The following is a 25,871-nucleotide window of genomic DNA, read 5'->3' as shown; positions in this document are numbered from 1 at the left end:
TAATGGCCGTAGTCACTCAAAGGTTTGATTCAATTTTTTTCAATAGGCGTAAAAATTCATTTTTTTCTTCTTCAGTCAATGACTCTGTTAATCGTGATTCCATTGCCAAAAACATATCATCAATCTGATTAACGATTTCTTTACCTTTATCTAATACGAAAATTTGTTTCTGACGTTCGTTATCAGCTTGGATTTTTCTACCAATGTATCCATTCTTCTCAAGTCCTTGAAGCATGCTGGTTATACTTGCACCTCTTCGATTAAATGCATCTGCTAAATCCTTTTGAATTAATCCTCGATCCTGATGCTCAGCAATATAACTGATCATCCTACCTTGTTGTGGATTTACTTCAAGTTCTTTCGTACGATACGACAATTGATCCCGTACCTTATGCATAATGGTACTTAGAAGTCTCGTATAAGGTGTATCAATCAAATCGTTCACCTCCGAATAATTAGAATTCTAACTGTCTGAAACCAATATAACTCGGTAGGAGTTCTATGTCAATTAAATAGATAGAATTCTAACAATTAGATTTTAAACTTTTAGGAATTTGTGATATTTCAAATTGAATCGTTTTTTAACTCACAAAAAGATTTTTCATGTCATTTGCCCTGTATTTTTGCCAGTCCAAAATCATTAAACAACTACTATTTATATCTTTAAATATAGGTCTGTTTAACTAAAACATTACTATGTACTAAGTCTCATACCTTTAATCTTGTAGAACCACATCTCTCAATTAGTAAAGGGTATCATTACCTAATAGATTACCACGTTGAAATTGTCACGTTCTTTCTTGAATGTCGATTAGTTCTCAAAGACTGAACGATAATAAAATAAAGAGCAGCAAACCACTATTATAATACATAGAGGATTTCTAAGTATTATAGTGAGGATACTGCCCTTTATGATTAATTAACCTACAGAAAGAGAAAAGTAATACATCCTGTTGGTTTTTTCCATTATACGAATAAACTTAGTAAAAGAATAAAGACCAATCCGCAAACGGAAATAATTGATTCTAGTAATGTCCAAGTTAAGAAAGTTTCTTTCATACTTAACCCAAAATATTCTTTAAACATCCAGAAGCCTGCGTCATTAACGTGTGAAGCGATTAAACTACCAGCTCCAGTTGCTAGAACGACTAAAGCTAAGTTAACGTCAGAATGTCCTAACATTGGAATAACTAAACCAGAAGTGGTTAAAGCTGCAACAGTAGCAGAACCTAAGGAAATTCGTAGGATCGCTGCAATAATCCAAGCAAGTAAAATCGGTGACATTGAAGTTCCTTTAAATAACTCGGCTACGTAATCACCAACACCGCCATCAATTAACACTTGTTTGAAGGCACCGCCACCTCCGATGATTAAGAGCATCATCCCAATATGTGTAATTGCAGTTGTACAAGAGTTCATAACTTCTTTAATTGGTATTTTTCTAGCCAATCCCATTGTATAAATCGCCACTAATAATGAAATAACCATTGCAGTACCAGCATTACCAATAAAGCGAATCGCTACTAGTAGGCTATTATCATCAAATCCAATTGTTTTTTGCAGTAAATTAACAATTGTTGCAAATGACATTAAAATAACAGGAAGTAAAGCTGTAAAAACACTGATTCCAAAACCAGGAGTTTCTTCAAGTTTAAATGTTTTTTGTTCACCTAAAGATGCAATATTACCCGTTTTTGTGAAGGATGCAGGTACTAGCTTTTTAGCAAGCTTAGTAAATAAAGGACCTGCGATAAAAACAGTTGGTATCGCAATAATAAATCCGTAAAGTAATACTTCACCTATATTTGCATGATATTCACCAGCGATTACAGTCGGACCTGGATGTGGCGGTAAGAAACCATGTGTAACAGATAAAGCAGCCGCCATTGGAATACCTAAATATAAAATAGAAACTTTTAATTGTTTTGATATGGCAAATACAATCGGAATCAATAATACTAAACCTACTTCGAAGAATAGAGCGACACCGATAATGAATGAAGCAGCAACAACTGCCCATTGAATGTTCTTTTCACCAAATTTGTTAACAAGCGTCATCGCAATACGTTGTGCGCCACCAGAATCTGCGATCAACTTACCAAGCATTGCACCAAGTCCGAAGATTAATGCTAAATGACCAAGTGTTCCACCTAATCCAGCTTCAATGGTTGTACCAATATTGTCTGGTTTCATTCCAAGTGCTAAAGCAACTCCAAATGAAACAATAATTAATGAAAGGAAAGTATTTAATTTAAACTTCATAATTAAAACAAGTAATGCTATTATTCCGATTGCTACTATAACCAGTGGCATGGAAATCCCCTCCGAATATCTATTTATTTTTATTAATCAATCCTCTTTGATAATTAGCAATTCGCGTATAATCTTTTTCTAATACTCTCGATAGGCTAATAAAGATTGGCAATAATTCTCGATATTCTCTTACTGCATCTTCATTAGGAGTATGTTTGTGAGTATTACCGACCATTTCAGATACTACTTCAAAGGATTCTATTTTTCCTGTTGCATAAAGACCTAAAATACAAGCACCAAGACATGAACTTTCATAGCTTTCTGGTACGACTACATCTAAATCAAAAATATCAGACATCATCTGACGCCATACATTTGATCTTGCGAACCCACCAGTTGCTTGGATTTTAGATACTGGTCCATCCATACATTCAATTAGAGCTAAAAATACAGTGTATAAGTTGTATATAACTCCTTCTAGTGCAGAGCGAATCATATGCTCTTTCTTATGTGCCATCGTTAAGCCGAAAAAGGATCCTCGAACATCAGGGTTCCATAATGGTGCACGTTCACCCGCTAAATAAGGATGGAATAACAAGCCATCTGCCCCAGGTTTTACTCCTTCGGCAATCTTTGTTAATACTTCATATGGATCAATTCCTAATCTTTTTGCAGTTTCAACTTCTGAAGCCGCAAATTCATCACGAATCCAGCGAAAAATCATACCGCCATTGTTCACTGGCCCACCAATGACCCAATGTTTTTCCGTTAATGCGTAGCAAAATATTCGTCCTTTTTCGTCAGTTTGTGGTTTGTCAATAATCGTTCGAATTGCCCCACTTGTCCCTATTGTGACTGCAATTTCTCCTTTTCGAATCGCATTCACACCAAGATTAGAAAGTACGCCATCACTTGCACCAATTACAAATGGAGTTTGTGGATCAATTCCCATTTGTCTAGCCAAATCAGGATTACAGTTTGTAAAAATCTCCGTAGTAGGTACTAGTCTAGATAGTTGATCAGTTGAAATCCCTGCAATCTGTAAAGCTTCTTCATCCCAATCTAATGTTTTAAGATTCATCATACCCATGGCTGAAGCAAGCGAATGATCTACAACATATTGGTCAAAGAATTTTTTAAATACATATTCTTTAATCCCGATATATTTTTTCGCTTTTTGTGCGATCTCTGGTCGTTCATTTACAATCCATGTAATCTTGCTTAAAGGTGACATTGGATGAATAGGAGTTCCTGTTCGTTTGTATATTTCGTGACCATTTAATTCATCTTTAATTTTATGAGTCCAAGACTCACTTCGATTATCTGCCCATGTAATACAAGGCGTTAATGGTTGATCATTTTCATCCATGACAATTAGACTATGCATTGCACTACTAAAAGAAATAAATAATATCTCTTTTTGAGAATGTTGTTTCATTATTTTAGAAATTGCTTGTACTAAAGCTGTAAAGATCTCTTCTGGATCTTGTTCAGCTGTTGAAATATCAGGTGTATAGAGTGGGTATCCGATATTCTCTTGCTGGATGACTTCACCTGTTTCAGTAAATAAAACGGCTTTTGTGCTTGTGGTACCGATGTCTAACCCTAACATATAGTTTGTCATTATTCTTGTTCTACTCCTTTTGAAAACATCTGTTGAGATCTCCAAAGATCCTCTACTTTTCCTTGAACATCATCAAAGTTTTGATGCAAAGATTGAATCATAAGGTCTCTATTTTTCGTACCAATAGCATCAATATATAATTGATGATTTTCGACTATTCGCTGAAAGTCTTCGTATTTTTCCTTAAACCGTACTCGCATTGATAAAAGTATAAACGCTTCCATAACTGGTTTTGCATTATTCCAAATCATCAAAATGTAAGAATGATCAATCGCTCGAATAATCGTTTCATGGAATAATACATCTTGAAATGAAAACTCATCGGCATCTTGATATTTAATGGCAATTTTCATCATTTCAAGAATTTTACTCAGTTCCATTACCAATTCTTTAGTGTCTAATTTTACCAACCGCTCAAATACAAATGTTTCAATTAGTAATCGCACATCATATATTTCTTCGATTTCTATTTCAGTTAATCCAATGACAACTGCACCCATTCTTTCTAAACGAATCAGATTTTCAGATGCTAAAGTTTTTAATGCCTCTCTAATAGGAGAACGACTTACATTAAAATCGGCAGCCAATTTATTTTCTGATAACTTGGTACCGCTTTCAATTAGACCAGAAATTATCTGCATCCTTAATTCATATGTTACACGATCACCAGCTGAAGCTTTTGATAGCCATTTTTCCGGATAAAGATATTGCTTTAATTCTGCCATAGGTTCACCTTCATTTCCATACGAGTATACTTGTATACAAGTATTATAAGAACATAATTTAAAAAATGCAAGCGCTTTTACTTCAAATTACAGTACTATGTATTAGATTTTGAATATCATGTACAATTTATTACAATAAGTTTGTTTAATACGCCGCTACTGCCAATTAAGAATTCCTAATAATTATTTGTGACTATTAAGAGTTTAGGATTCCTATAACTTCCAAAAATTGGATAAAAATTAGAGAACAAGAAAAAGCTTATGTTAACTAATTAGAATTGTAAATCAAAAAAAGAACATGAAAATAAAATCCGCTGTATATGTAAATAACAACGCTGCTTTCCGATTTTTTTAGTTACCTTTGTTGGAGTTGAAGTTACTTTGTCAACTTTTGATATAGTTGGTGGTGTTTTATCAATAACTGTTTTTGTACATGAACAAAAACGACAGCCTCCTATATTTGGAGACTGCCGATTAACTACTTTAAAACCCATTTATATCGCGAATTAAATTATACGCATCTGGTGTCCCAATACCTGAAGCCATATCATAGCCAGATGTAGCCGGATAGTACAAGTTTGTTCCAGACGTAATATCATGATATGCTGCATATTTTTGAGTTGTATTAAAGACTTGATAAAGAGTTGGATTTGCTTGACCAAGGTTGCCCTTGCCATTTGCCTGTGCAAATTGATTATTGAGTGCAGCGATTCCAGCCCATAATGGCGCGGCAGCTGATGTTCCACCGACTACATGCCACGCACCTCCAGTATAGATTGAATATCCGGTGTTAGGGTCCGCAGCTGCCGATACATCTGGAACCTCCCTTTTACCATTCGAATAACTGTTTTGGACACCAGGACCTGACTGGAACGACGGCATAGTATAAACTTTAGATAATCCTCCACCGTCACCTGATTTGCTTGTTTTGTTACTCCAAACGGATTCTGAACTGTAAGAAGTACCACTTAAATTCAGGTGCGTTCCACCAACGCCAGTCACATACGGGTCATTTGCAGGACTATCAACCTCTAAAGTTCTACCTCCAGAATCGTAGGCACCATTGTCTCCAGAAGCAGCAAAAATACTTTGTCCTTGGGCAGCAAATTGTTGGAATATGGTATGTAAGCTATTCATCGTCGCAGTTGCTTCATGCTGCTCACCGATTCCCCAGCTAACAGAAATTGACTTTGCCTTATTATCAGAGGCAATTTTTTGATAAGTATCAATTAAGCCTTGGGCACTATTTGGCCCTTCGTAAACAATTACTTGTGCTTTTGGCGCAATTGCATTGATTACCTCAATATCAAGTTCAACTTCGATTGCACCTTGACCGGCAGCACCACTATAACCATCAATATATACATTTGTTGGTGCAGGGCTCCCTAGACCATAGTAGTTGTTATAGGTACTAATGTTCGTTGCTTTATATCCGTCCAACTCCATGACTGCTACAGTTTGGCCAGATCCAGTATATCCAGCAGTTGCCAGTGGGTTAATATCGTAAGCACCTTTTAATTCACCCGGTGTATAACCACCAGCTGGACCACTGCCCACTTTCGGTGTCACCGCTTTATTCTGTTGAAAGACTTGCATAGATGAACTACTAATTTTCGAATGTGTATAATGTGGTTCATTGTTCAGACCCTCAACATTCGTAATCACCCCAGAAAATTCAGCCGGAATGGAAGGAGCTTGCTCATTGGCATAATATGTTTCGCCATTTGAATTTTTATAGTTATTTATGGTAACACCAAAAGTATCCTCCATTTGACCAAAGGTGCCACTGAAGGTAATAAATGCGTTATTGGAAGAAACATTTTCGACTTTAAAGCCTTGACTTGTCAAATAGCTTTTAACATTGGCAACAGTTGAATCAGTTGGTCCATATTGATTTTTAAATTCGTCGGGAGTTAAGTATTTCTGGTAGTTGATGGAGTTAGGGTTCTTTAAGCTGGCAATATAATTATCCAGTTTATCGCTGTTTCGTAGCTGAAGGGCAATCGTTATAGAAGCTTTGGAGTTGCGGTTTGTGTGACCAATGGAAGTGCCGTGATTTGCAGCGGTTGGAGCTGCCTGAATAAGTTGTACATGTTTGGAAGCTGCGGCAAAAGTTGAGCCTCCAGGGAAATACATCGATAATGTTAACAAAGAAGCAACAGTCGGTACTAATAATTTTCGGTTTCTTTTTTTCATCCTTACACCTCTCCTTAGTTCCTAAATAAGATCTTACCAACAATCTAGAAATCAAAAGACGATTTGAGGCTACCCGACTACCATGAAATTAAAATTTCCAGTCATCCCTTTTGGCTATCGACTTTCGGTTATGTATCACCTTCTTTCAAAAATACACCTTTCCATTTGGGATATATTTTTGAGTTTGACGTAAAAATCAGAATCTCCTGCAAAATACATTTTTTTTAATTGAATTCTAAAGAATCTTAAAGAATTTTAAAGCAACTAAACTCCCAGATAGTTGAAGAACAAAGAAAAAAAGAGTTATTTTTAGCAACTATACCTCAAATTTTTTCACTTTTTTTCTCACTAATGAATCCCTTATGAGTAAGAAATATATTTCGAATATTCCTAAATAGTTTTAAGTTACCATTCTCTAGAATAGAATTAATTTAAAGATGTCCTCACCTAATTTTTCGTGTTATTTTAGCTAACTGTTTTCCCAATAAGTTTCATTAGTTCGTTATGAAGAAACTAAATAATAGAAGGTGATCTATTTTATGAGTCATTTCTTATTAAGTAGACTCGGCAACTGGAAAATACAAATTCATTGCCATCCTGGTATTAGAGCAGTTGGGAATGAGCGGGAAGTGCTTTTACTAGATGAAGAACATGAAAAAATTGCACATTTTTCAATTGATACTAAAGGAGCCTTTTTAATACTACAAATACCTTGGGGTGGTTATGTAAAAATTAAAGAGGGTTACCAAACAATCGTTGTACATATTCCGTTTGAAGAAGATATAGAGGAATAGTTAAATGTAATACTGGCTTTATAAATAACTGCATAGTTCAATAAGAAAAAAGAGTGTGCCATTTAGCACACTCTTTCCTTATTATTTACGTAATGTTAAAAACTCTAATTGTCTTAATCTTACTGTGAAGAATGTAATCGGATCGAAATAAATACTTGGATTAGATTTCATATCTTCTAAAGTTTGAATATAGTTAGAAATTGCAACTCTTGTTTCATCAACTAGTTCATGGATTTGCTCAAATGGAGCATGTAGGAACATTGATAAATCTCTTGGTAAAGTTTTTTCAAACATTTCAAATTGTAGGAAAAACTTCATTGATAATTCTGATGTTACATCATCATAGTTTACATTATCAACATACTTTTGATATTGAGCAACAAGCTTTGATTTATTTTGAGGCAGTAAACCTAGTAAGATTCCTGAGCTCTTTAAGATAAATTGAGATGGTGATGAATTTAATAAAATATTCATATCATCTAGCTGAGTCATACTAGTCATTCGATCAGCATCACGGCGCCAGTCATCTAATACTTTGAAATCACACTCAAGATTTAAATATTCATTTCCAATGTATTCATTTAACGAATCACTCATTTCAGTTAAGTAACCTTGAGTACCTTCTAATAAAACACCTGATTCTTTAATCCAGTTTTGAAGAGCTTCATTTAGTTTTGGTAAAGTATTCTCTCTTACATACTCACCAATTCGAAGATTCATCTCTTCGTTTAGCGTTTCAAGAATTGTACCGAAATCACTATCTTCTTTGATTAATTCTTTACATTCTTTTAGAAGACCAGGAATACTTAGCTTCAGGTCATATTTTAATTCGTCTTTTAATTCACGATATGAGCTTTTAATTGTATTTAAATGTTCCATTTCTTTATCTTTTAAAGAATGTAATAGACCATTTAATTTATCATCAAGAACTTCATTCCAATCAACATTAGCACGTAGTTCATCTTCTTTCTCAACTCGTTTTTCTAATAAGAAATTAATTAATTTTCGAATAGCTAATAATAATTTCTCTGTTTGTTTAGAATTTGCTTCAGTTGATAGAACGTTATTCTCTATAAATAATTCTAAATCTTTAAATTGATCTTGATTACTATAAATTGAAGAATAAGGTAATACATTAGCGCTAGGGAAATCTTGTCTAACTTTCGCTTGGATTTCAGCGCGAACTCGATCAATTTCTTCTTTACTATAAATAGAATCCATCTTATTTAAAATAAAGTGAATCGGTAGAGTTGGTAATTCTTTATGAATTTTAACTAGTAAAGATCGTTCGTTTTCTGTATAAGGTGCCGTAGCATTTAAAACATAAACAAGACGATCTGCAAGTTTTACAGATTGTAATAATGCTTTTGTATTAACCTGGTTTCCATCAATTCCAGGAGTGTCAATGATTGATAAGCGGTGCTTTTCTAAAAATGAATTTGGTAATTTATAGTATACTAATTCATCACCTTTTAACAGATTATTTTCAACTGTTGTTAAATCGTAAAAATCTGCAAATTCAGCAAGCTGTGTATTTCCTTCCTTCGAAAATACGATAATATTTGAATTAATATCTTGTTCAAATAATACAGGCATTGTCGTAGAAGAACCCATCATTTTCTCACCTAAAAGTGAATTAACAAATGAAGATTTACCGTTACCTGATGTACCTGCAACAAGCATAGTTGTATTTTCAAATTGAGTTAATTTACTTGTCCACCACTCAAAACGGTCTCCAACTTCAATTTCATTTAAAGCAGACCATTGTAGGATGTTTTCAAATAATTCTTTTCCAATTTCAAAGCAATCAGGCGTTTTTAATAACTGTTCAAATGCCATTTCTGCGTCAGCAACAATTTGATAATCAATACGGCCTGGGAATAATCGATCCCATGCAAGTGTTGCAGTCGATGCTAAAACCGCACCTTTTATATCGGTAATACGCAACCAATTTGTTAAGAAACTTGGCATCATTTCCTCAAGCTGAGCTACAAAATAATCACCTTCAACTAATTCTTCGTATGTCATTGAATAGATTGATGGCAAACGATTCCACTTCACACCTGTCTCTACGTTGATTTGGAATAACATATCATTAAATGTTTGTAGCCAATTTACATAAACTGATTGTTCTCTGTAACTATTCCAAAGTGCTTCTACCATTAATTCAAAGTGCTCAAGATCGACTTTGGCCAATGATAGTAACGGTTGCACAAAGTAATTTGGTGCCATTTCTTTTGTTACACCATTTATAATGTATTCTCTTAATACAATAAACCATTTTAAATCTTCTGTACGAATTGATTCATCTGAAGCTAGCGCTACAGCACTATTCCAATCGTGATGTTTTTCATAAAAATTACGAGCAATTCTCGTTACGTTTGGATAATCAGGATTATATTTTACTGCTTCTTTAATAATACGATCTGCTTCCTCGTATTTCGAAACATCGATATAAAGTGAGAATAAATTTAAGAAAATTTCAGAGGTCAAAGTACTACTATCTGTTTTAACTTCTTTATATAGCTTTTCTGCTGTTTCATATGCACCAATTTCATAATAAGAATCAGCAATATTTTTCTTTGCCCAATCGCTTAATTGATTTCCGACTTTTTCCCATTTGAAAACTGCAGATTCAAAATCTCTATTTTCAAAATAAACTTCACCTTGTGCAAATCGAATAGATGATAGATCAATATCATCATTTTGTTCATTGTAAAGGTCAGCTAAAACTGCAATTGGATGGTTATTGTTTTCATTTTCATTTAAATACGATTTATAAAATTGTTTTTTAATAAATTGTTCTTTCACTTTCACTTTAACTTCCACTGTCATGTTATCACCTACTATGTATAATAAAATCAAATTAAGTCCAAAAATATGCCAAAAGGAACATGTTAAATTTATACAGCATTATTATTCTACCAAATTAGAGTAGCTGAAATTGTGACAATTCTATGTCATTTTCTAAAGATTTTTGTTATATTTGTTACGTTACATACAAAACATAGGTAAAAGAATATTTATTTGGAGGCATTATGCTAACTTACGAAAAAAAACTTACAATCATTGAATCATTTCCAGAATTAACTAAAAAGCCCGTTTCACTTGGACGTACAAATTTTCAATATGAACAAAGTTTAAAAGAAAAAAAGAATGTTGTATATCATTTACATCCAAATGGAAACGGCTTTGTATATGCTGAAGGTATTAAAGGGTACAAAACAAACGAAAAAGGTATGGTAAATATAAGAGAATTTACTGAAGAGGAACTTCGTACAATACTTACTAAATCAATTGAAAGCCTATCATTCGAGCCAATTTTTGAAGAAGATGAAGAAGTAGAAGAAATCTGGGTTAATGCGAACGGACAAATCCTTAAACTTGTTTCAGAAATGGACATGTGGAATGTTTACGCAGGAGAAAATCTTGATGGTACATTTAATAGCTACGGTGAAGCTTGTGAATATTTAGATGAAGAAGGATTTAATGTTCAAGACTGAATATAGTTAGAAAAAAATTTAGAGCTTGGGGAAATCCAAGCTCTTTTTTAATTGGTTATTTTAGTGTAATTCAGTTTGAGATTTACTACCTTTTTTAGAGCGATAGACATTTCCTTTTGTGTTGTCACCACTAGTAGGTGCTTGTCCATGAAGTTCAGGTGCGTTTTGATTTTTACTTCCTTTGCTGCCATTTTTACTTGTCATTTTGCTTCCTCCTAATACTAATTATCATAAATAGATTCCCATTTTAAATTAAAGATTATTCAAGGAATTTAAGCACATAATAATAAAAAAGGAGGGTTAAACATGGCAAAAGGACATACAAACAAAGGTCCACAGAAAAGTTCTGTCGATCAATTTGGACATTCAGAGGAATCTGCTTATTCGAAGAGTAAAAAAATGGAAGAGTTTCATAAGAAAAATACAGAAAAAGACAGCTAAGAGATTTTTTAATTCTTTTAAATGTACTTGCTAATTTTCCTTCAACAAGTCATTATAAAAGTATGATTAAATTGGAGGAAACTAAATTTATGAGCGAAAATAACAATGAACCAAAAAAAGTTAGTCTTCAGGAATTAATGAAACAAAAGTTGGCTAGCAAAAAGCAGCAAAATTCTAATCAAAATAATGGAGTAAATGCTGTTAAAGATATGACGAAAAAGAATCAAATTTCTAAAAAGCCAAACAATCAACGTAAACGTATGGGTGTGTAATTAAAAAAACGACTGAGGTAATCAGTCGTTTTTGATTTCGCATTTTTATATGTCTTCTAAAAGATTTTGATTGCTATTTTCACCAAAAGTTAAAACTTCCTCTACTGGCTGATAAGATTCACCGTAAAAATGTGTATCCCTATATGTATGAATCATATTATATGTTTTTTTCATCGCTTTAAAAATCATTTCTTCACCCTCATTATTTGGAGACCAGTACAAAATCTCCATAGGGTTTATTTCTTGAGTAGCTAGTGAGCGTCTGTTATATCCAATCGACTGAGCATGCTCAAAACCTTCTCTTTTATAAAAGCGAAGCCTTTTTTCTGTATCTGTATCTTCATAATTAACTGGTTCAACCTCTAAAATAATCGGTTTGCCCTTCTTCTTTAGCTTTTCAAGCAATTTATACCCAAGCCCCTGCCCACGCGCATCTTTCGAAACGAACAAGTAATCAATAAATACAAAATCATCAAGTTCGGCATACATTAAAACATGATGTGGACCTTCATCTTTATGGTAAATATCTGACCGCTCTTTCAATAAAGTTTCCATATGTTCCCTTGATTTCATTTCTTCAACTGGAAAATACTGATTTAGTTTTTCATACCAATGCATTGATATTCTCCTTTTCTTACTTTCTCTTCATTTAACTGATTAGTAAATATCTATACAAAAATAATTAGTAAGTCCTTTCAAATGAAGTATTTGAAGTATTAATACTTTTCATACAAGAAAAAAAGTTCATTGATATGAAATTAAATTATTTCCTTAATGAAACCCAATCTTTAGCTAACATACCATACACGATGTGATCTACATAGTGATCATACAACCATTCGGCTTTCCTGATCCGACCTTCTTGAAAGAATCCTAGCCTCTCAGGAATAGCACGACTTTTTGTATTTTCAACCGCAGCACGAATCTCGACCCGATTTAGCAATAGATCCATTAATGCATAATTAACAAATGCATGACAAGCTTTTGTCATTATGCCTGTACCTTCAAACCCCTTTCCTAGCCAATATCCGATACTTGTCGACTTATTTGACCAATCAATTTTATGGAACCCGATAACCCCAACAAGTTTTGAATTCGACCAAATACCAGCTTGAAATCCATTATTTTCAGCAAATTGTTTCATAGTTGTTTTTATAAAATTCTCCGTATCCTCAGGTTTTTGATTATATGCAATTAATGGTAACCATTCTTTTAAATGTTCCATTGAATTGATAGTTAATTTGTATAATTCATCTGCATCTTGTAGAGTCAATAACTTTAATTGCAGGTTTTCTTCAATTTTATAACTAAACATAATCATTTCTCCTTCCAAACTTGGTTTTTTTCAACCTAATTGTCGACTTCTTTATCATAAATGAAATCTTGGTCATTATATGAATTAACCTTTTCTGTCAGCAAATCATGAGGAACGCTTATAAAGCGAGAATATAGTTCAGTACCTGTTTGAAGTTTTTTATCAGATAAATTAAAGCAATCGATTACTCTTATGAAATTCCATTCTACTGTTTGATCATATTGATTTAAGTATTCTACTTCATTTTTTATTGCTTCTTTTTCACCAATTAAATAAGCTTCTTACTCTGAATGTGCTTTTATAAGTAAGATGCTTTCCTCAAATGTCTTAAGATCGTCACTACCGTAATCTTGATCAATTTTGTCTAGTGAAGGATTTCCTGATATTTTACATTCATAAAACACTTTTACTGAAAATCATTCCCATTCATTTGATCTTTTTTTTCGTAATCTTTTTCTCATTTTTCCCCTCCAATATTACGATTGAAAAAATAATATACTCGATTAATTATACCAGGAATATCCAATTTCTAATTCTACGTATTTTAACCCCTGATTGTTTTAAACAAAAAAGACAGCTTTAAGCTGCCTTAATCGATTATGTCAACGATGTGATGGCCACGATCCTTGCATTTTTCTTATTTGAATAATTTGTCCGGTATGGTAAGCATCATGTAGTAATAGATCCATTAGTTTTACTTCAAAAGAATTATTCATTAGTTCCTCATCTGTCATATTACTCAATAGCTGTCTTAAACTAAAACTAGTATTTTCCAAACGTTCAACTACTTTCTTCCATTCGTTATCTTCATTTGATTGTTCAGTAAGAAAAAAAGTTTGGTCACCGTCTAGATTTTGTGTCCACTCTCTACCTTCTAGATTTGCTACAATCCTCTCTTTGTAATAAAGAAGATGATTAACGTTTTCCCAAATTGATTTAGTCGCTTCCCCTGTTGGTCTCCAACCAGCTTGTTCAGCTGTAATTCCTTCAATTGAATCTTTTAGTGGAGCAAACCAACTTTCCTTATCATATGTTTTGTCTAATACGTTTAAAAACATTTCTTTTCGATTCAAAAAAATTTCCTCCTTTTTTAAACTCTAATAATTTTAGAAATTACTTCTGTAAAGTTTCCTCACAACTATTAAACTGTCATTAAAAAAAGTAGGACTAAATTTGAACTAAATGATAACGATTGATTCGTACTTGAGGTCACCACTGTTTATTTATTCAACAAATGGCTATTTTTACCTTTTATTTTTTAACTTTCTTATAACATTTGGATCAACCTTCTAGAAATTAGCCGAAAATACTTTTTTAAAAACAAAAAGAGTCATAACCATGACTCTTTTCACGCTGTTGAAAAACAAGATTGTTAATTAAATTACCAAATTTTCGTAANNGTTCCAATCAACTTATTCAATAAAAAAAAGTCTGCAATAAATCATAATCAAATAGCCTTTACTTAGAGTAACCTTACTGTTGTATATTAAAATGCTTGTAGGTCAATTAATGCCGAACATTAATTAAACTGATTAATTTAAATTGTTTTTCTAAAAATTAGCTTATAATTTAACTTCTGAAAAAATCATTACTAGTGTTATTGGAATCATGAAAATGATAAAACATATTAACACATTCCATTATTAAAGAATCCGAAAAATAATAAATTCATCATTAAATAAATGTTCATTTAATGTCCGTTTTCCCTTTTGACCATTTCATATTTCAACACTCTGACAAAAAAAGTCATAACCATGACTCTTTTTGTAGCATTAACTATGAAGTTACAAAGTGAAGTACAAATAAAACTAAAAACACACTAGAAAGTACACTAATTTTTTGAAACTTTGTACGTTTTTCAAACCAGTTCCATCTTTGATTCTCGGAATTAAGAAGTCCAAAATAAAACATCAAATAATCAATCGTACTCATTAATAAAGCCCCTAATACGCCCCAAAAAATACTTGACATTAAAATTCTCCCTTATGTAATCAATATTCAGTAAAAAATTTCTAATTTTTCTTAATTATACATTAACGTTTAATAGTTGTAATTTGGGGGAATTTCAGCAATTTAAGAAAATAATCACAAAAAAAAACGATAAATTATCAATTTATCGTCTGCTTGTTGAAATAAAATATCATCATAAAAAGTTCATGGGTTAGTAAAATACTGGAGAAATGAAATGATCATATTCAATGGGGTATCATTAGTATGATCAGAACAACTCTCCTTACTCATAATGGATTCTTGAGTTATTAGCAAGTTGATGAAAATTACTTACTCATAAATGGCCTAACAGTTCAATTTCCCTTTTTTAATCTCAATCGTTATCAAGATTTTTTTCTATTTGAAAAATAAACCTCATATCCTCTTCCAACATCTTTTACATTATGAGAATCAGAACCATACATTAACTCTATGTTTAAGGAATTCGCAATTTCAATGACATGTTTTGATGGATATGTTTCACCACAATACTCTTTAAATAATCCTGCAGTATTATAGTCTAAAATATAATTTTTTTCTTTAACTAGCTTTAATAGTTCAACTTGTTTATTTAGGATCTTTTCCGTATCTTCACATTTCAAAAATTGTTTAAATTTATTGCATAAAGTCATATGTCCGATTCTTTTAGGTTTAAACGGACCTAAATCATCAATGATAGACTGTTTTACTAAATCGTAATATGCAAGTTGAAACGCTTCTGCACTGCCATAGTAATTAACTAAACCAGAAAGAGTATCTTCAGCTTTATAATCTATACAATGCCATCCATTTTTTCCTTCCAGGTAATGAACTGACAAAAGTCCTGTGTCACAATATTTGCCGTATTCTTTTAAAAAATCTTTAAACCATACTGATTCACTCGGTAAATAATCGTATTCAAATCCAATTTTTATACGAATTCGACCCTTATACTTATCTCTTACTTTATACATTTCGTTAATATATTCGTCTACTTCATTTTCAGACATCGCAAGTGAGGCAACTGCGTCATTTGGCTTTAAGCAGTTTTGAAATGATAATGGTACGGGTGTATGCTCAGTGATGTGGTATTCATCAAACCCAAGTTCAATTGCTTTTTCGATCATTAATTGTACGTCATCACCACTTCCGTGCGGACAATATTGTGTATGTGTGTGGCCATCAATTTTCAAGATTTTACTTTCTCCTTCCTATTTATTAAGCAATTGTTTATCTCTTCAAGTTTTATTCCTTTTTCCACCATTAAGACAATTGTGTGATAGACTAGATCACTAATTTCATAAATTAATTCTCCAGTTCCTTCATTTTTAGCTCCAATAATTACTTCGCTCGTCTCTTCGCCTACTTTTTTCAAAATCTTATCAATGCCCTGATTAAATAAATAGGTAGTATAAGATCCTTCAATTGGATTTTCTTTTCGATCTCGTATCGTTTCATAGAGATTAGGCAAATAACTTAATGATTCATTTTGAACAATATTTTTTTCTTGCATTAAAGTTAATTTTTCGGAAAAACAACTGTACCTTCCTGTGTGGCAAGCTACTCCTACTTGTTCAACCTGTAGTAAAATTGAGTCTTGGTCACAATCATAAGAAATCGATTTGACATATTGAAGATTCCCTGATGTTTCCCCTTTTTTCCAAATTGATTGACGACTTCTACTATAAAATGTTGCAAATCCAGTATCGATTGTGAGTTTAATTGATTCATTATTCATATATGCCAACATTAATACTTCTTTCGTATTAATATCTTGCACAATTGCTGGTACTAACCCTTGTTCATTAAAGCGAATTTTTTCGATATCAAAAAACATGTTTTCTCCTCCTATAGTCGAACTGGAATATTTTTTTCATTTAAATAGTCTTTTAATTCACTAATTTTGATTTCTCCAAAATGAAATACTGAAGCTGCTAAAACTCCATCGACATTTGCATATTCAATCGCATCATAAAAGTGTTCTACTTTGCCAGCGCCGCCAGATGCAATAACCGGAACATTAACAGCATTTGTAATTTTTTGCAGCAATCGGATATCAAAACCTCTTTTCATACCATCTTCATCAATACTATTTAAGACAATTTCACCCGCTCCAAACTCCACACCTTTCTTAGCCCAATCAATCGCATCCCATTCAGTCTCTTTCCGACCACCATTTATAAAAACTTTATAATTGCCATCTTTATTTAACTTTGCATCAATTGAAAGCACAACACATTGCGATCCAAATCGATCAGATGCTTCCTTAATTAAATTTGGGTTTAAAATTGCGGCAGAATTAATTGATACTTTATCTGCTCCATTTCTTAATAGTTTTGTAAAATCATCAATCGAACGTACTCCACCTCCAACACTGAAAGGAATACGCAATTCCTTCGCTACTTCTGAAACAAATTTCAAGGATATATCTCTTTCTTCATTTGAGGCCGTAATATCATAAAATACTAACTCGTCAGCACCATTATCACTATAATATTTTCCAAGTTTCGTAGGTGAGTCAACATCTTGAATACTAGAAAACTGTTTTCCTTTCACGACTCGTCCATTACGAACGTCTAAGCACGGTATAATTCTTCTTGCAAGCATTTAAGTGCCTCCTCAACTGTAAATTTTCCTTCATATAATGCTTTACCAGAAATCGCACCATAAATTTTTAATCTGCGAAGTGACTTTAGATCATTGATTGAGCTCACTCCACCTGAAGCGATAATATTTAAATTTGTTTCTTCAGCTAATCTTTTATATGCTTCTAAATTAGGTCCACTTAACATGCCGTCCTTTGATATATCAGTGTATACGACTGTTTTCACACCGAGTAGCTCTAACTGTTTACAAAATTCATAGCTATTTTGATTTGTCGACTCTTCCCATCCATTTATGGCTACAAAACTGTTTTTTGCATCTACTCCTACAATGATTCGATCACCATATTTTAAAACTGCTTGTTCTAAAAGTTGTCTATTATTAATTGCAGCTGTACCTAAAATTACTTTTTCTACACCTAATTCTAACCAGAACGAAATCGAATCAAGTGATCTTATTCCTCCACCTAACTGAATGTTTAGATTTGTATTCTGAACAATCTCTTTTATAATTGAAGCATTTTTCCTTTCACCAGTTCTTGCTCCGTCTAAATCAACAATATGTAATACTTTTGCACCTGCTTTTTCAAAATCTAACGCAACTTCAAGTGGTGAATTCTTATAAATTACTTTCTTATTAAAATCTCCTTGCTCAAGGCGAACGCAATTACCGTCCTTTAGATCAATTGCTGGATATAGAATCATATAAACACATCTCCTTAAATGCTTTTAATAAATTCAGACCTGTTTCTGCACTTTTTTCAGGATGAAATTGCATTCCGTAAATATTATTGGATTTAATAATCGCTGGAATCTTTACGCCGTAATCGGAATAAGCTAAAAGCTCATCATTTGGTGAACTTATATAAAATGAGTGTACAAAATAGACATAATCGCCTTCATTTACATATTTTAATAATGATTCCTGTTTAGTAAAATTTAACTTGTTCCACCCCATATGCGGAACTTTTACAATGTCGGGTATACGTTTTACTTGACCTTTAATTAAGCCAAGCCCACTTGCCCCGAAATTTTCTTCACTAAATTCATATAGTAATTGCATTCCTAGACATATTCCTAAAATTGGAGTACCGCTTTTTGCCTTTGATTTTATACAGTTTACTAAACCAAGCCGATTTAATTCGTTCATCGCTGCTTCATATGCCCCAACACCTGGTAGAATAATAGAAGAAGCTTGATCAATCATTTCAATTTCATTCGTAATGACTACTGGAAAATCAATTTCTTCACATGCTCTTTTTAATGAATCTAAATTACCTACACCATAATCAATAATAATATTCACTTATAACATTCCTTTCGTGGAAGGTAATTTAGTTGAAGTTACTTCAACTGCTTGTTTAACCGCTCTTCCAAATGCTTTAAATAAAGCTTCAATTTTGTGGTGATCATTTTCTCCATATATAACTTCCATATGACAATTCATTCTAGCTTCAGAGCTTAATGATTTAAAAAATTCTTTAAAATTCTGTGTATCAATCATTCCTATTCGTTCTCTTACTGTTCGATCATTATAAACAAGATACGGTCTTCCACTAAAATCGACGACAACTCTTGCTAACGTTTCATCCATTGGAATGTAGCAAGAACCGTAACGATTTATCCCAATTTTTTCGTCTAACGCAATTAATAAAGCTTTACCTAATGCGATACCAACATCTTCTGTTGTGTGATGATCATCTACTTCAAGATCACCCTCACAAAATACTTCTAAGTCTATTCCGCTATGGAATGAAAATAACGTTAACATATGGTCTAAAAAACCAATTCCAGTTTGAATAGTACTTTCTCCATCACCATCTAAATTTAATTTCAAACGAATATTTGTTTCATTTGTTTGTCTTGTTATCATTGCAGTTCTCACTTTGAATCCTCCTCAAATCGAATACTAATTGCTTTACCGTGACCAAATAGTCCTTCTTCCTCTGCGATCAATTCAATATGTTTTCTTGCTTCGCTTAAGGCAACCTTATTGTAATAAACAACGGATGTTTTCTTTTGAAAGTCATTTACATTTAATGGCGAGGTAAATCTTGCAGTTCCGCTAGTCGGTAATGTATGATTCGTTCCCGCAAAGTAATCGCCAACAGGCTCTGGAGTATAGTCTCCTAAAAAAATAGCACCAGCATTTTTCACTTTATGAACGATCGACTCTGGATTTTTTATCATTAGTTCAAGATGTTCAGGCGCTAACTTATTAACAAGCTCAATTCCTTCCTCGATTGTTTTAACGACTATAATAGCTCCATAATTTTCGAATGAGCTTTTAATAATTTCTTTTCTTGGTTGTTCTTCTAATAAGTTTGGTATTTCTTGCTGTATTTTTTGTGCAAACTCTTCTGAATTCGTAATAACAATACTAGATGCCATTTCATCATGCTCCGCCTGTGCCATTAAGTCAGCAGCAATAAATCTCGGATTGGCTGTTTCATCTGCTAATATGACAACCTCAGTTGGACCTGCAACCATATCAATTCCTACTATGCCTGAAACACTTTTCTTAGCGAGCGCAACATAAATATTGCCAGGACCAACTATTTTATCTACTTTTTCAATTGTTTCAGTTCCGTACGCCAGTGCCCCAATTGCTTGCGCTCCACCAATTTTTAACACTTTTGTAACACCAGCTAATTTCGCAGCTACTAGAATGGAAGGCTTAATTTTTCCTTCTTTATTTGGTGGCGTTACAATGACAATTTCATTCACTCCTGCTATTTTCGCTGGAATCACATTCATTAAAACTGTTGATGGGTATGCCGCTTTTCCACCTGGAATATACACACCAACTCTTTCAATCGGATTAATTAATTGTTGAACATATGAATTTTTTTCATTTATTTTATAACCATCTTGCAATTGCTTTTCATGATATGTCTCTATATTTTTCTTAGCTTCAATCAATGCATTTATTAAATTTTCATCCGTTTGTTCTAGGGCTTCATTAAACTCATCTTCACTTACTTCAAAGCTTTTTAGTTTCACCTCATCATAAATTAAAGAATACTGACGTACAGCTTCATCACCATTTTCTTTCACATTTAATAAAATCTTTTCTACGCTTTTTGTGATCTCTACAGTAGGTAAATTCGTTCGGTTTATAATACTTTCAAGTTTTTCGCTTTTATGATTAATCAATAAAATTTCCAGCATATATGTTCCTACCCTTCTTAATTTTTTCTATAAATTCAATTATACGGAAATAGTTAAATCGATAACTTACACGATTTGAAATCACTCTAGCACTGACCGGAATCATTTCTTCTAAGATGACTAATCCATTTGCCTTTAAAGTACTTCCTGTTTCTACTAAATCAACAATAATATCTGACATTCCTACAATTGGTGCTAATTCAACAGAACCGTTTAAATAAATAAGTTCAATATTTTGCCTAAACTGAAAATACTTTGAAGTAATGTTTGGGTATTTTGTCGCAACTCTTAGTGTTTCATCACCTCGATCAATTAACGTTCCTGGAAAACCAGCTGCAGCAAAAATGCATTTTCCAAGTTCTAAATCCATCAACTCATATACATCTTTCTCTTGTTCTAGCAGAATGTCTTTTCCTACAAAACCAAGATCGCAAACTCCTCGCTCAACATATGTAGCGACATCCACAGGTTTCACTACTAAATATTTAATTTTATATAATTCATCTTCAAAAATTAGTTTTCTAGTTTTAGAATCAATTACTTTTCGGTAACCAGACTGACATAATATTTTAATAACCTCATCTTCAAGTCTTCCTTTTGCAACTGCGACTGTTAGCCAACTCACTTTACATCCCTCATTTGACATGTTATCCAAGCATTTGTATCAATTGAAAATCCGATTGCACCAATGCTATTTTCCGAATCTTCAGACACTAGAAGATAGCGTCCTCCACTTAAAACCTCTTTATTTAACTGATCATAATACCCTTTAAAAACGATTCCGTCATAATAATCAAATTCATTTACGATTGATAAATCAAGAAGAATATTTGGACTAATTTCTTGAAATTTGATTACCTTTTCAACTGCATTTTCCATTTCATTATTTAATACTAAACTTCTAAGTAATGAATGAAGTTTTTCTCCTTTACCTTGTAAACTAAATAACTGTTCAAAAACATTCCTGGCTTGAAACGGTAAGTTAATTGACTGAATAAATCGTTCTAATTCATCTATGTTTTTTAAATAAATTAGCTTTTTCAATTTGTTTTTTTGCTTCTCGGTTAAATTACATTCTTTGAATAATCCTTCGATAAATCCTGTATGCCCGATTTCTAAAATAAAAGGAACATTGCTTAATAAATCAATTGCCATAATAACTACTTCTATCTCAGATGCCTCAGAAATTTGCCCTAAATTTTCGATACCAAATTGATTAATTTCTTCAAGCTCTACCCCATTATTTCGATAGATTGTTGATTGATAAAATACTTTACATTTCTCTTCCTTCAATGCGATCGGATAAATTTCTTTCATCAATGCACTTGTTAAATCAGGTCTTAACAATAAAATTTGCTGTAAACGTGTTAAAACAACAACTAAGTCTTCTCTAGCTAATCTTGGGTTTCGATTCGAAAATGAATCATACTCTTCAAATAGCTGAGGATGAAACGGGATATATCCTCGCTCTAGTGCATAATCTTCCATTTTTCTTTTATATCGATAATTGACTAATGACTGCTTTAATTTCCCATCCAATTGAACATTCCCCCTTTTAGAAAAAACAAAAAGGCCATACAGGTTATATGCCTGTATGGCCTTCTGGCACGACACAAGCACCTTTTTCGTAACACGAAGAGGGCTTGCATCTACGGTCAATTTTTGTCCATAGATTCAAACCCTGGGTGGATGATGATGTTGTAGCCCATTATTCGTGCGTGCGAAAAACATGTTCATGTCTCCTTTTTCGTTTTATTTTTATTCATCTTAATGAATTTAATATAAGTTGTCAATCCCTTTTGAAAAATAAAAATTTTGAAAGGGTTTACATTAAAATTTTTTAATTTTTTGAATCTATTTAACTAAAATGAGTTTTTTATTCTACTAATGTTATAGTAAAATATTGAACTAAAATCTTACCTAGTATAGACATAATATATAACGTAAAACCAACTAAAAAACCCGTGAATAATTGCCCAAAGAACTGATTTATGAATACTCCAAGATATTGTAATGGCTAAAGCAGAACCGAAAGTAAAAACACTTTTTGAACCAACTGGAACATTATGTCTTTTTTCTGACCTTACTTTCATACCTCAAACCCCATTTCCACTGAATCAATATTTTCATTTGTTAATATTTATTCTTCAGTGAAAAGTTTATTCTCTTCTAGTATTAATAATCTGTAATTGCAATTCAACTAAACTGCGGTTGTAGTACTGCTTATACATCCGTTTGTATTATCAGGGTTTCCAGCTATTTCTTGTTAATCTTCGTAATTAGTTTAGATATCAAAAGAAAATGTTTCTTTAAATCCTTTTTTTCCTTCAAAAGTTATTTTTATTGCTCTTGTTTTTGGCATCCGTTGAATCCAATTTAATTCTAAAAATCTTTCTAGAAGAGCATTTCCCAAAGCTCCACCAAGATGGTAACGTCTTTCACTCCAATCTAAACATTTATGTGAAAATGATCGACGCTTCTTCTTAATTTTTTCAAGATCAATTTGAAAATCAGTAAAGAATCTCTCACCTTTTTCTGTAACAATAAATCCTTGTTTTTCTTCGTTTATAACTCCCAAACTAATTAAAGAATCAGTTAATAGTACCCCAAACTTTCCAGCAGGATGATCGTAACACGTTCTTGCAAAACGTATTGCTGTATTTTCTGAAGCTTGTTTTAAAGACCTAATTTCAATTGGAGGGGCTATTGATAATAATGTCTCCATTATTTGAGCAACTTCCTGATTTCGAATACTGTAGTATCGATGTCTTCCTTGTTTCTCTACGCTAACTAATTTCGCATCGACCAACTTTGCTAAATGGAAACTAGCCGTTTGTGGTTTTATTCCAGCCATATATGCCAGTTCGCTAGCAGGATGAAATCTACCATCTAAAAGAACTGTTAATATTGCAGCACGTGAAGTTTCACTTACAAGCGTAGCAACTACTGCCACATTAGGATTTGCATTCATTTTAAATCTCCTCCTATTATGTAATCCATATTTCGATGATAATTGAACTATTTATATTCTACAATAAATTTTGAAGTACATAATTATTAGGAGGAAAAAATGACACATTTTACAAATACAAAGTTGATTAAACCTAAAATTCTATACTATGGAACACCTGTGATTTTACTAAATACATTGAATGAGGATGAGACAGTCAATATTAGCCCTATGTCTTCCTCATGGGCTTTAGGAGATTGCATAATATTAGGAATTGGACTTGGCGGGAAAGCTCTTGAAAATTTACAGCGACATCCTGAATGTGTAATCAATATACCTAGCCCTTTATTATGGGAAAATGTTGAATCTCTAGCCCCTTATACGGGAAAAAATCCCGTTCCTGATTCTAAGAAAAATATAGGATTTACATATGAAAAAGAAAAATACAATATCAGTAAATTAACTGCTACAGAATCACAAACCGTAAGACCTACACGAATAACTGAATGCCCAATTCAAATCGAGGCAATCGTAAAAAACATTCGTATCCCTGAATATTCACCTGATTTTGCAATTGTTGAGGCACATGTTTTACATGTACATGCTCATAATGAAATCATCATTGAAGAAAATCATATTGATCCAAATAAATGGAGTCCACTAATATACAATTTCCGTCATTATTTCGGTCTTGGAAATAAGTTAGGTAAAACTTTTCGTTCGGAAATATAGTAAAAAATTAAATTTAAAAGTCAGCTTCCAACTTGTAAGGAATCTGACTTCATTATTAATATTTTAAAAGGGAAATTAAAACTAAATAGCTACTAATCTCTCTTCTCTCATCGTTTAAAAATTCTTTGGGATTTACTTGTTAAAAACTTCATCTCTATACTTATCAAGCGATCGCTTTTTAAGTTCATTCCAAATTGGCGTTGAAATATTGGCTTCATTTTGTAACTCATCAAATGTTCTATAAATGGCTTCAATCTCACTAAAGGTACCCTCAATAAAATTATTTATCGGAAGTTTATGAAATATTTTCAATCCATGGTATGCAATATATCGATATTTACGCACTAATTTCCCTTGAAAAGCAGGGTCTATTTTATATCCCAATTTTTCTAAAACCATGAAGCCCTCATCCATTACAGAAATCATCTGTAGTAATGCATTCTTATCATTTGCTATTTTTTTAAAGTCAAAGTTGTATAGATAGTGGATTGAGTTCATGGCAACAATTGGTATGATATGACTTTTAAGCCAACCATCAATATGGTCATTATAAATTAATTTATATTTTGCTTCTTTAAAAGCCTTCACTAATGTTGCCTTAAATGTTATATCACCTTCTAAACTTCCGATTACCATTTGCCCTCCACCGTGAATCGAAATGATGCGTCCACTTTCTTCTCGTTTCCCTCCACTAAGTTGGAAACCAAAAGCAATATTTTTTTTTACGTTGCTGTTTTCATTTAGAAATCTTTCCATACTTGCCGAATCAGCGTTATTGCCAACAAGTACGATATTTTTGCTCACATTTTGAGCTATTACAGGTAGGACCGAACTGAATTGATTGTATTTCATTACAACAAATATAAGATCATAGTAGTCATGTGGTACAAGCTTATCAATAATGTTAACTGAATCAACGGTATTTTTTCGTTGGAAATAATGACGAATAACAATTCCATCTTTTTTCAATTGTTCATACCTTTTACCTCTAGCTAAAACAGTAACTTCATTCCCTCCTCTTACTAATGAGTGAGCAAGATAACTTCCTAAAACGCCAGCACCAAAAATTAACACTTTCATTATAATACTCCTATTCTATTGAATCTTAATTGCAAAAGATTTGCTTAATTAATAATAGACATTTGTTCTTTATTCAACAAACGTCTATTATTTAGAAGTTTAGCAATAGACTATTTTTGTATCAATGGTTAATTAACCTGATTTTGTTTAATAATGAACAAGTTAAATAAATTTGTTTAACAAAAGTCTAATAAAATACATTTGTTTCTTTTTAGACAGTTGTTCATTATAATAAATCTACTAA

At 32.5% G+C, this 25,871-nt stretch carries 29 protein-coding genes; 5 read left to right on the top strand and 24 right to left on the bottom strand.

The annotated features are described in order from the left end of the window. Nucleotides 1-16 precede the first annotated feature (16 nt). The 5 genes from ABEY15_RS00830 to ABEY15_RS00810 form a co-directional block, all read right to left on the bottom strand. The gene (locus tag ABEY15_RS00830; RefSeq protein WP_429887804.1) at nucleotides 17-445 is read right to left on the bottom strand and encodes a MarR family winged helix-turn-helix transcriptional regulator; all 429 of its coding nucleotides are present in this window, start codon (nucleotides 443-445) and stop codon (nucleotides 17-19) included. A gap of 521 nt (nucleotides 446-966) precedes the next feature. Further along, nucleotides 967-2,313, bottom strand: a complete 1,347-nt coding sequence (locus ABEY15_RS00825; RefSeq protein ID WP_429887803.1) for a GntP family permease — start codon at nucleotides 2,311-2,313, stop codon at nucleotides 967-969. 19 nt (nucleotides 2,314-2,332) lie between these two features. Further along, on the bottom strand, nucleotides 2,333-3,877 hold the full coding sequence (gntK, locus tag ABEY15_RS00820; RefSeq protein ID WP_429887801.1) for a gluconokinase: 1,545 nt from the start codon (nucleotides 3,875-3,877) through the stop codon (nucleotides 2,333-2,335). After that, nucleotides 3,877-4,602, bottom strand: coding sequence for a GntR family transcriptional regulator (locus ABEY15_RS00815; protein ID WP_429887799.1), 726 nt, complete (start codon nucleotides 4,600-4,602; stop codon nucleotides 3,877-3,879). The genes gntK and ABEY15_RS00815 overlap by 1 nt, the downstream gene beginning before the upstream one ends. Nucleotides 4,603-5,085: 483 nt before the next feature. Then, nucleotides 5,086-6,738, bottom strand: a complete 1,653-nt coding sequence (locus ABEY15_RS00810) for a S53 family peptidase (protein ID WP_429888227.1) — start codon at nucleotides 6,736-6,738, stop codon at nucleotides 5,086-5,088. Between the two features lie 599 nt (nucleotides 6,739-7,337). Between ABEY15_RS00810 and ABEY15_RS00805 the strand changes: the two genes are divergently transcribed. Further along, the gene (locus ABEY15_RS00805; protein WP_429887797.1) at nucleotides 7,338-7,592 is read left to right on the top strand and encodes a hypothetical protein; all 255 of its coding nucleotides are present in this window, start codon (nucleotides 7,338-7,340) and stop codon (nucleotides 7,590-7,592) included. 81 nt (nucleotides 7,593-7,673) lie between these two features. On the opposite strand, the gene ABEY15_RS00800 is transcribed toward ABEY15_RS00805, so the two are convergent. Beyond that, the gene (locus ABEY15_RS00800) at nucleotides 7,674-10,427 is read right to left on the bottom strand and encodes a dynamin family protein (protein ID WP_429887796.1); all 2,754 of its coding nucleotides are present in this window, start codon (nucleotides 10,425-10,427) and stop codon (nucleotides 7,674-7,676) included. 203 nt (nucleotides 10,428-10,630) lie between these two features. Here ABEY15_RS00800 and ABEY15_RS00795 point away from each other — a divergent pair, with 203 nt between their 5' ends. Then, nucleotides 10,631-11,095 carry a hypothetical protein gene (locus tag ABEY15_RS00795; RefSeq protein WP_429887795.1) on the top strand — a complete coding sequence of 155 codons (465 nt, stop codon included), beginning with the start codon at nucleotides 10,631-10,633 and terminating at the stop codon, nucleotides 11,093-11,095. A 60-nt stretch (nucleotides 11,096-11,155) separates the two neighbouring features. Here ABEY15_RS00795 and ABEY15_RS00790 read toward each other — a convergent pair whose 3' ends face one another. Further along, nucleotides 11,156-11,299 carry an imidazoleglycerol-phosphate dehydratase gene (locus ABEY15_RS00790; protein WP_097978661.1) on the bottom strand — a complete coding sequence of 48 codons (144 nt, stop codon included), beginning with the start codon at nucleotides 11,297-11,299 and terminating at the stop codon, nucleotides 11,156-11,158. Between the two features lie 102 nt (nucleotides 11,300-11,401). On the opposite strand from ABEY15_RS00790, the gene ABEY15_RS00785 reads away from it, so the two are divergent. Further along, nucleotides 11,402-11,536 (top strand): hypothetical protein, encoded by a 135-nt coding sequence (locus ABEY15_RS00785; protein ID WP_286131686.1) that lies wholly within the window; start codon nucleotides 11,402-11,404, stop codon nucleotides 11,534-11,536. An 89-nt stretch (nucleotides 11,537-11,625) separates the two neighbouring features. After that, entirely contained in the window at nucleotides 11,626-11,808 is a 183-nt protein-coding gene (locus ABEY15_RS00780) for a hypothetical protein (protein WP_056470570.1), read from the top strand. Nucleotides 11,809-11,853: 45 nt separating this feature from the next. Here the strand turns inward: ABEY15_RS00780 and ABEY15_RS00775 are convergent, their stop codons facing one another. From ABEY15_RS00775 to ABEY15_RS00700, 16 genes are all read right to left on the bottom strand, one after another. Continuing rightward, nucleotides 11,854-12,426, bottom strand: coding sequence for a GNAT family N-acetyltransferase (locus ABEY15_RS00775; RefSeq protein WP_429887794.1), 573 nt, complete (start codon nucleotides 12,424-12,426; stop codon nucleotides 11,854-11,856). Between the two features lie 145 nt (nucleotides 12,427-12,571). Next, nucleotides 12,572-13,123 carry a GNAT family N-acetyltransferase gene (locus ABEY15_RS00770; RefSeq protein WP_429887793.1) on the bottom strand — a complete coding sequence of 184 codons (552 nt, stop codon included), beginning with the start codon at nucleotides 13,121-13,123 and terminating at the stop codon, nucleotides 12,572-12,574. Between the two features lie 35 nt (nucleotides 13,124-13,158). Next, a complete protein-coding gene (locus ABEY15_RS00765; RefSeq protein WP_429888225.1) occupies nucleotides 13,159-13,392 on the bottom strand; it encodes a DUF4288 domain-containing protein in 234 nt (77 codons plus the stop codon). A gap of 333 nt (nucleotides 13,393-13,725) precedes the next feature. Beyond that, nucleotides 13,726-14,181 (bottom strand): DinB family protein, encoded by a 456-nt coding sequence (locus tag ABEY15_RS00760; protein ID WP_429888223.1) that lies wholly within the window; start codon nucleotides 14,179-14,181, stop codon nucleotides 13,726-13,728. Between the two features lie 718 nt (nucleotides 14,182-14,899). Next, nucleotides 14,900-15,094 carry a hypothetical protein gene (locus tag ABEY15_RS00755; protein WP_429887791.1) on the bottom strand — a complete coding sequence of 65 codons (195 nt, stop codon included), beginning with the start codon at nucleotides 15,092-15,094 and terminating at the stop codon, nucleotides 14,900-14,902. Between the two features lie 362 nt (nucleotides 15,095-15,456). Next, complete coding sequence (hisJ, locus tag ABEY15_RS00750) at nucleotides 15,457-16,284, bottom strand: histidinol-phosphatase HisJ (protein ID WP_429887790.1); 828 nt, start codon at nucleotides 16,282-16,284, stop codon at nucleotides 15,457-15,459. Further along, the gene (hisIE, locus tag ABEY15_RS00745) at nucleotides 16,281-16,928 is read right to left on the bottom strand and encodes a bifunctional phosphoribosyl-AMP cyclohydrolase/phosphoribosyl-ATP diphosphatase HisIE (RefSeq protein ID WP_429887789.1); all 648 of its coding nucleotides are present in this window, start codon (nucleotides 16,926-16,928) and stop codon (nucleotides 16,281-16,283) included. Before hisIE ends, hisJ begins: the two co-directional genes overlap by 4 nt. Before the next feature lie 11 nt (nucleotides 16,929-16,939). Continuing rightward, on the bottom strand, nucleotides 16,940-17,698 hold the full coding sequence (gene hisF / locus ABEY15_RS00740) for an imidazole glycerol phosphate synthase subunit HisF (RefSeq protein WP_429887788.1): 759 nt from the start codon (nucleotides 17,696-17,698) through the stop codon (nucleotides 16,940-16,942). Then, complete coding sequence (gene hisA / locus ABEY15_RS00735) at nucleotides 17,668-18,399, bottom strand: 1-(5-phosphoribosyl)-5-[(5-phosphoribosylamino)methylideneamino]imidazole-4-carboxamide isomerase (protein WP_429887786.1); 732 nt, start codon at nucleotides 18,397-18,399, stop codon at nucleotides 17,668-17,670. Before hisA ends, hisF begins: the two co-directional genes overlap by 31 nt. Then, nucleotides 18,377-19,000 carry an imidazole glycerol phosphate synthase subunit HisH gene (gene hisH / locus ABEY15_RS00730; protein ID WP_429887785.1) on the bottom strand — a complete coding sequence of 208 codons (624 nt, stop codon included), beginning with the start codon at nucleotides 18,998-19,000 and terminating at the stop codon, nucleotides 18,377-18,379. The genes hisA and hisH overlap by 23 nt, the downstream gene beginning before the upstream one ends. After that, nucleotides 19,001-19,579, bottom strand: a complete 579-nt coding sequence (gene hisB, locus ABEY15_RS00725; protein ID WP_429887784.1) for an imidazoleglycerol-phosphate dehydratase HisB — start codon at nucleotides 19,577-19,579, stop codon at nucleotides 19,001-19,003. Next, nucleotides 19,576-20,862, bottom strand: a complete 1,287-nt coding sequence (gene hisD, locus ABEY15_RS00720) for a histidinol dehydrogenase (protein ID WP_429888221.1) — start codon at nucleotides 20,860-20,862, stop codon at nucleotides 19,576-19,578. Before hisD ends, hisB begins: the two co-directional genes overlap by 4 nt. Beyond that, nucleotides 20,843-21,490: an ATP phosphoribosyltransferase gene (hisG, locus tag ABEY15_RS00715; protein WP_429887782.1), complete on the bottom strand. Its 648-nt coding sequence runs from the start codon at nucleotides 21,488-21,490 to the stop codon at nucleotides 20,843-20,845. Before hisG ends, hisD begins: the two co-directional genes overlap by 20 nt. Next, a complete protein-coding gene (locus ABEY15_RS00710; RefSeq protein WP_429887780.1) occupies nucleotides 21,487-22,404 on the bottom strand; it encodes an ATP phosphoribosyltransferase regulatory subunit in 918 nt (305 codons plus the stop codon). Before ABEY15_RS00710 ends, hisG begins: the two co-directional genes overlap by 4 nt. 377 nt (nucleotides 22,405-22,781) lie before the next feature. After that, nucleotides 22,782-22,958, bottom strand: coding sequence for a hypothetical protein (locus tag ABEY15_RS00705; protein ID WP_429887779.1), 177 nt, complete (start codon nucleotides 22,956-22,958; stop codon nucleotides 22,782-22,784). Nucleotides 22,959-23,149: 191 nt separating this feature from the next. Then, the gene (locus tag ABEY15_RS00700) at nucleotides 23,150-23,836 is read right to left on the bottom strand and encodes an ArsR/SmtB family transcription factor (protein WP_429887778.1); all 687 of its coding nucleotides are present in this window, start codon (nucleotides 23,834-23,836) and stop codon (nucleotides 23,150-23,152) included. A gap of 99 nt (nucleotides 23,837-23,935) precedes the next feature. Here ABEY15_RS00700 and ABEY15_RS00695 point away from each other — a divergent pair, with 99 nt between their 5' ends. Beyond that, nucleotides 23,936-24,547: a flavin reductase family protein gene (locus ABEY15_RS00695; protein WP_429887776.1), complete on the top strand. Its 612-nt coding sequence runs from the start codon at nucleotides 23,936-23,938 to the stop codon at nucleotides 24,545-24,547. A 132-nt stretch (nucleotides 24,548-24,679) separates the two neighbouring features. Here ABEY15_RS00695 and ABEY15_RS00690 read toward each other — a convergent pair whose 3' ends face one another. Next, a complete protein-coding gene (locus tag ABEY15_RS00690; protein WP_429887775.1) occupies nucleotides 24,680-25,627 on the bottom strand; it encodes a ketopantoate reductase family protein in 948 nt (315 codons plus the stop codon). Between the last annotated feature and the right edge of the window lie 244 nt (nucleotides 25,628-25,871).

Origin of the sequence: Gottfriedia acidiceleris, from assembly GCF_050457485.1 — a bacterium.
Lineage (GTDB): Bacteria > Bacillota > Bacilli > Bacillales > Bacillaceae_G > Gottfriedia > Gottfriedia acidiceleris_D.
This window is presented reverse-complemented; position numbering and strand designations above follow the sequence as displayed.

Coding starts and splice junctions, on each gene's coding strand:
- ABEY15_RS00825 (WP_429887803.1), bottom strand. CDS start 2,313: ATGCCACTGGTTATAGTAGCAATCGGAATAATAGCATTACTTGTTTTA.
- gntK (WP_429887801.1), bottom strand. CDS start 3,877: ATGACAAACTATATGTTAGGGTTAGACATCGGTACCACAAGCACAAAA.
- ABEY15_RS00815 (WP_429887799.1), bottom strand. CDS start 4,602: ATGGCAGAATTAAAGCAATATCTTTATCCGGAAAAATGGCTATCAAAA.
- ABEY15_RS00810 (WP_429888227.1), bottom strand. CDS start 6,738: ATGTATTTCCCTGGAGGCTCAACTTTTGCCGCAGCTTCCAAACATGTA.
- ABEY15_RS00805 (WP_429887797.1), top strand. CDS start 7,338: ATGAGTCATTTCTTATTAAGTAGACTCGGCAACTGGAAAATACAAATT.
- ABEY15_RS00800 (WP_429887796.1), bottom strand. CDS start 10,427: ATGACAGTGGAAGTTAAAGTGAAAGTGAAAGAACAATTTATTAAAAAA.
- ABEY15_RS00795 (WP_429887795.1), top strand. CDS start 10,631: ATGCTAACTTACGAAAAAAAACTTACAATCATTGAATCATTTCCAGAA.
- ABEY15_RS00790 (WP_097978661.1), bottom strand. CDS start 11,299: ATGACAAGTAAAAATGGCAGCAAAGGAAGTAAAAATCAAAACGCACCT.
- ABEY15_RS00785 (WP_286131686.1), top strand. CDS start 11,402: ATGGCAAAAGGACATACAAACAAAGGTCCACAGAAAAGTTCTGTCGAT.
- ABEY15_RS00780 (WP_056470570.1), top strand. CDS start 11,626: ATGAGCGAAAATAACAATGAACCAAAAAAAGTTAGTCTTCAGGAATTA.
- ABEY15_RS00775 (WP_429887794.1), bottom strand. CDS start 12,426: ATGCATTGGTATGAAAAACTAAATCAGTATTTTCCAGTTGAAGAAATG.
- ABEY15_RS00770 (WP_429887793.1), bottom strand. CDS start 13,123: ATGTTTAGTTATAAAATTGAAGAAAACCTGCAATTAAAGTTATTGACT.
- ABEY15_RS00760 (WP_429888223.1), bottom strand. CDS start 14,181: ATGTTTTTAAACGTATTAGACAAAACATATGATAAGGAAAGTTGGTTT.
- ABEY15_RS00755 (WP_429887791.1), bottom strand. CDS start 15,094: ATGTCAAGTATTTTTTGGGGCGTATTAGGGGCTTTATTAATGAGTACG.
- hisIE (WP_429887789.1), bottom strand. CDS start 16,928: ATGTTTTTTGATATCGAAAAAATTCGCTTTAATGAACAAGGGTTAGTA.
- hisF (WP_429887788.1), bottom strand. CDS start 17,698: ATGCTTGCAAGAAGAATTATACCGTGCTTAGACGTTCGTAATGGACGA.
- hisA (WP_429887786.1), bottom strand. CDS start 18,399: ATGATTCTATATCCAGCAATTGATCTAAAGGACGGTAATTGCGTTCGC.
- ABEY15_RS00705 (WP_429887779.1), bottom strand. CDS start 22,958: ATGAAAGTAAGGTCAGAAAAAAGACATAATGTTCCAGTTGGTTCAAAA.
- ABEY15_RS00700 (WP_429887778.1), bottom strand. CDS start 23,836: ATGAATGCAAATCCTAATGTGGCAGTAGTTGCTACGCTTGTAAGTGAA.
- ABEY15_RS00695 (WP_429887776.1), top strand. CDS start 23,936: ATGACACATTTTACAAATACAAAGTTGATTAAACCTAAAATTCTATAC.
- ABEY15_RS00690 (WP_429887775.1), bottom strand. CDS start 25,627: ATGAAAGTGTTAATTTTTGGTGCTGGCGTTTTAGGAAGTTATCTTGCT.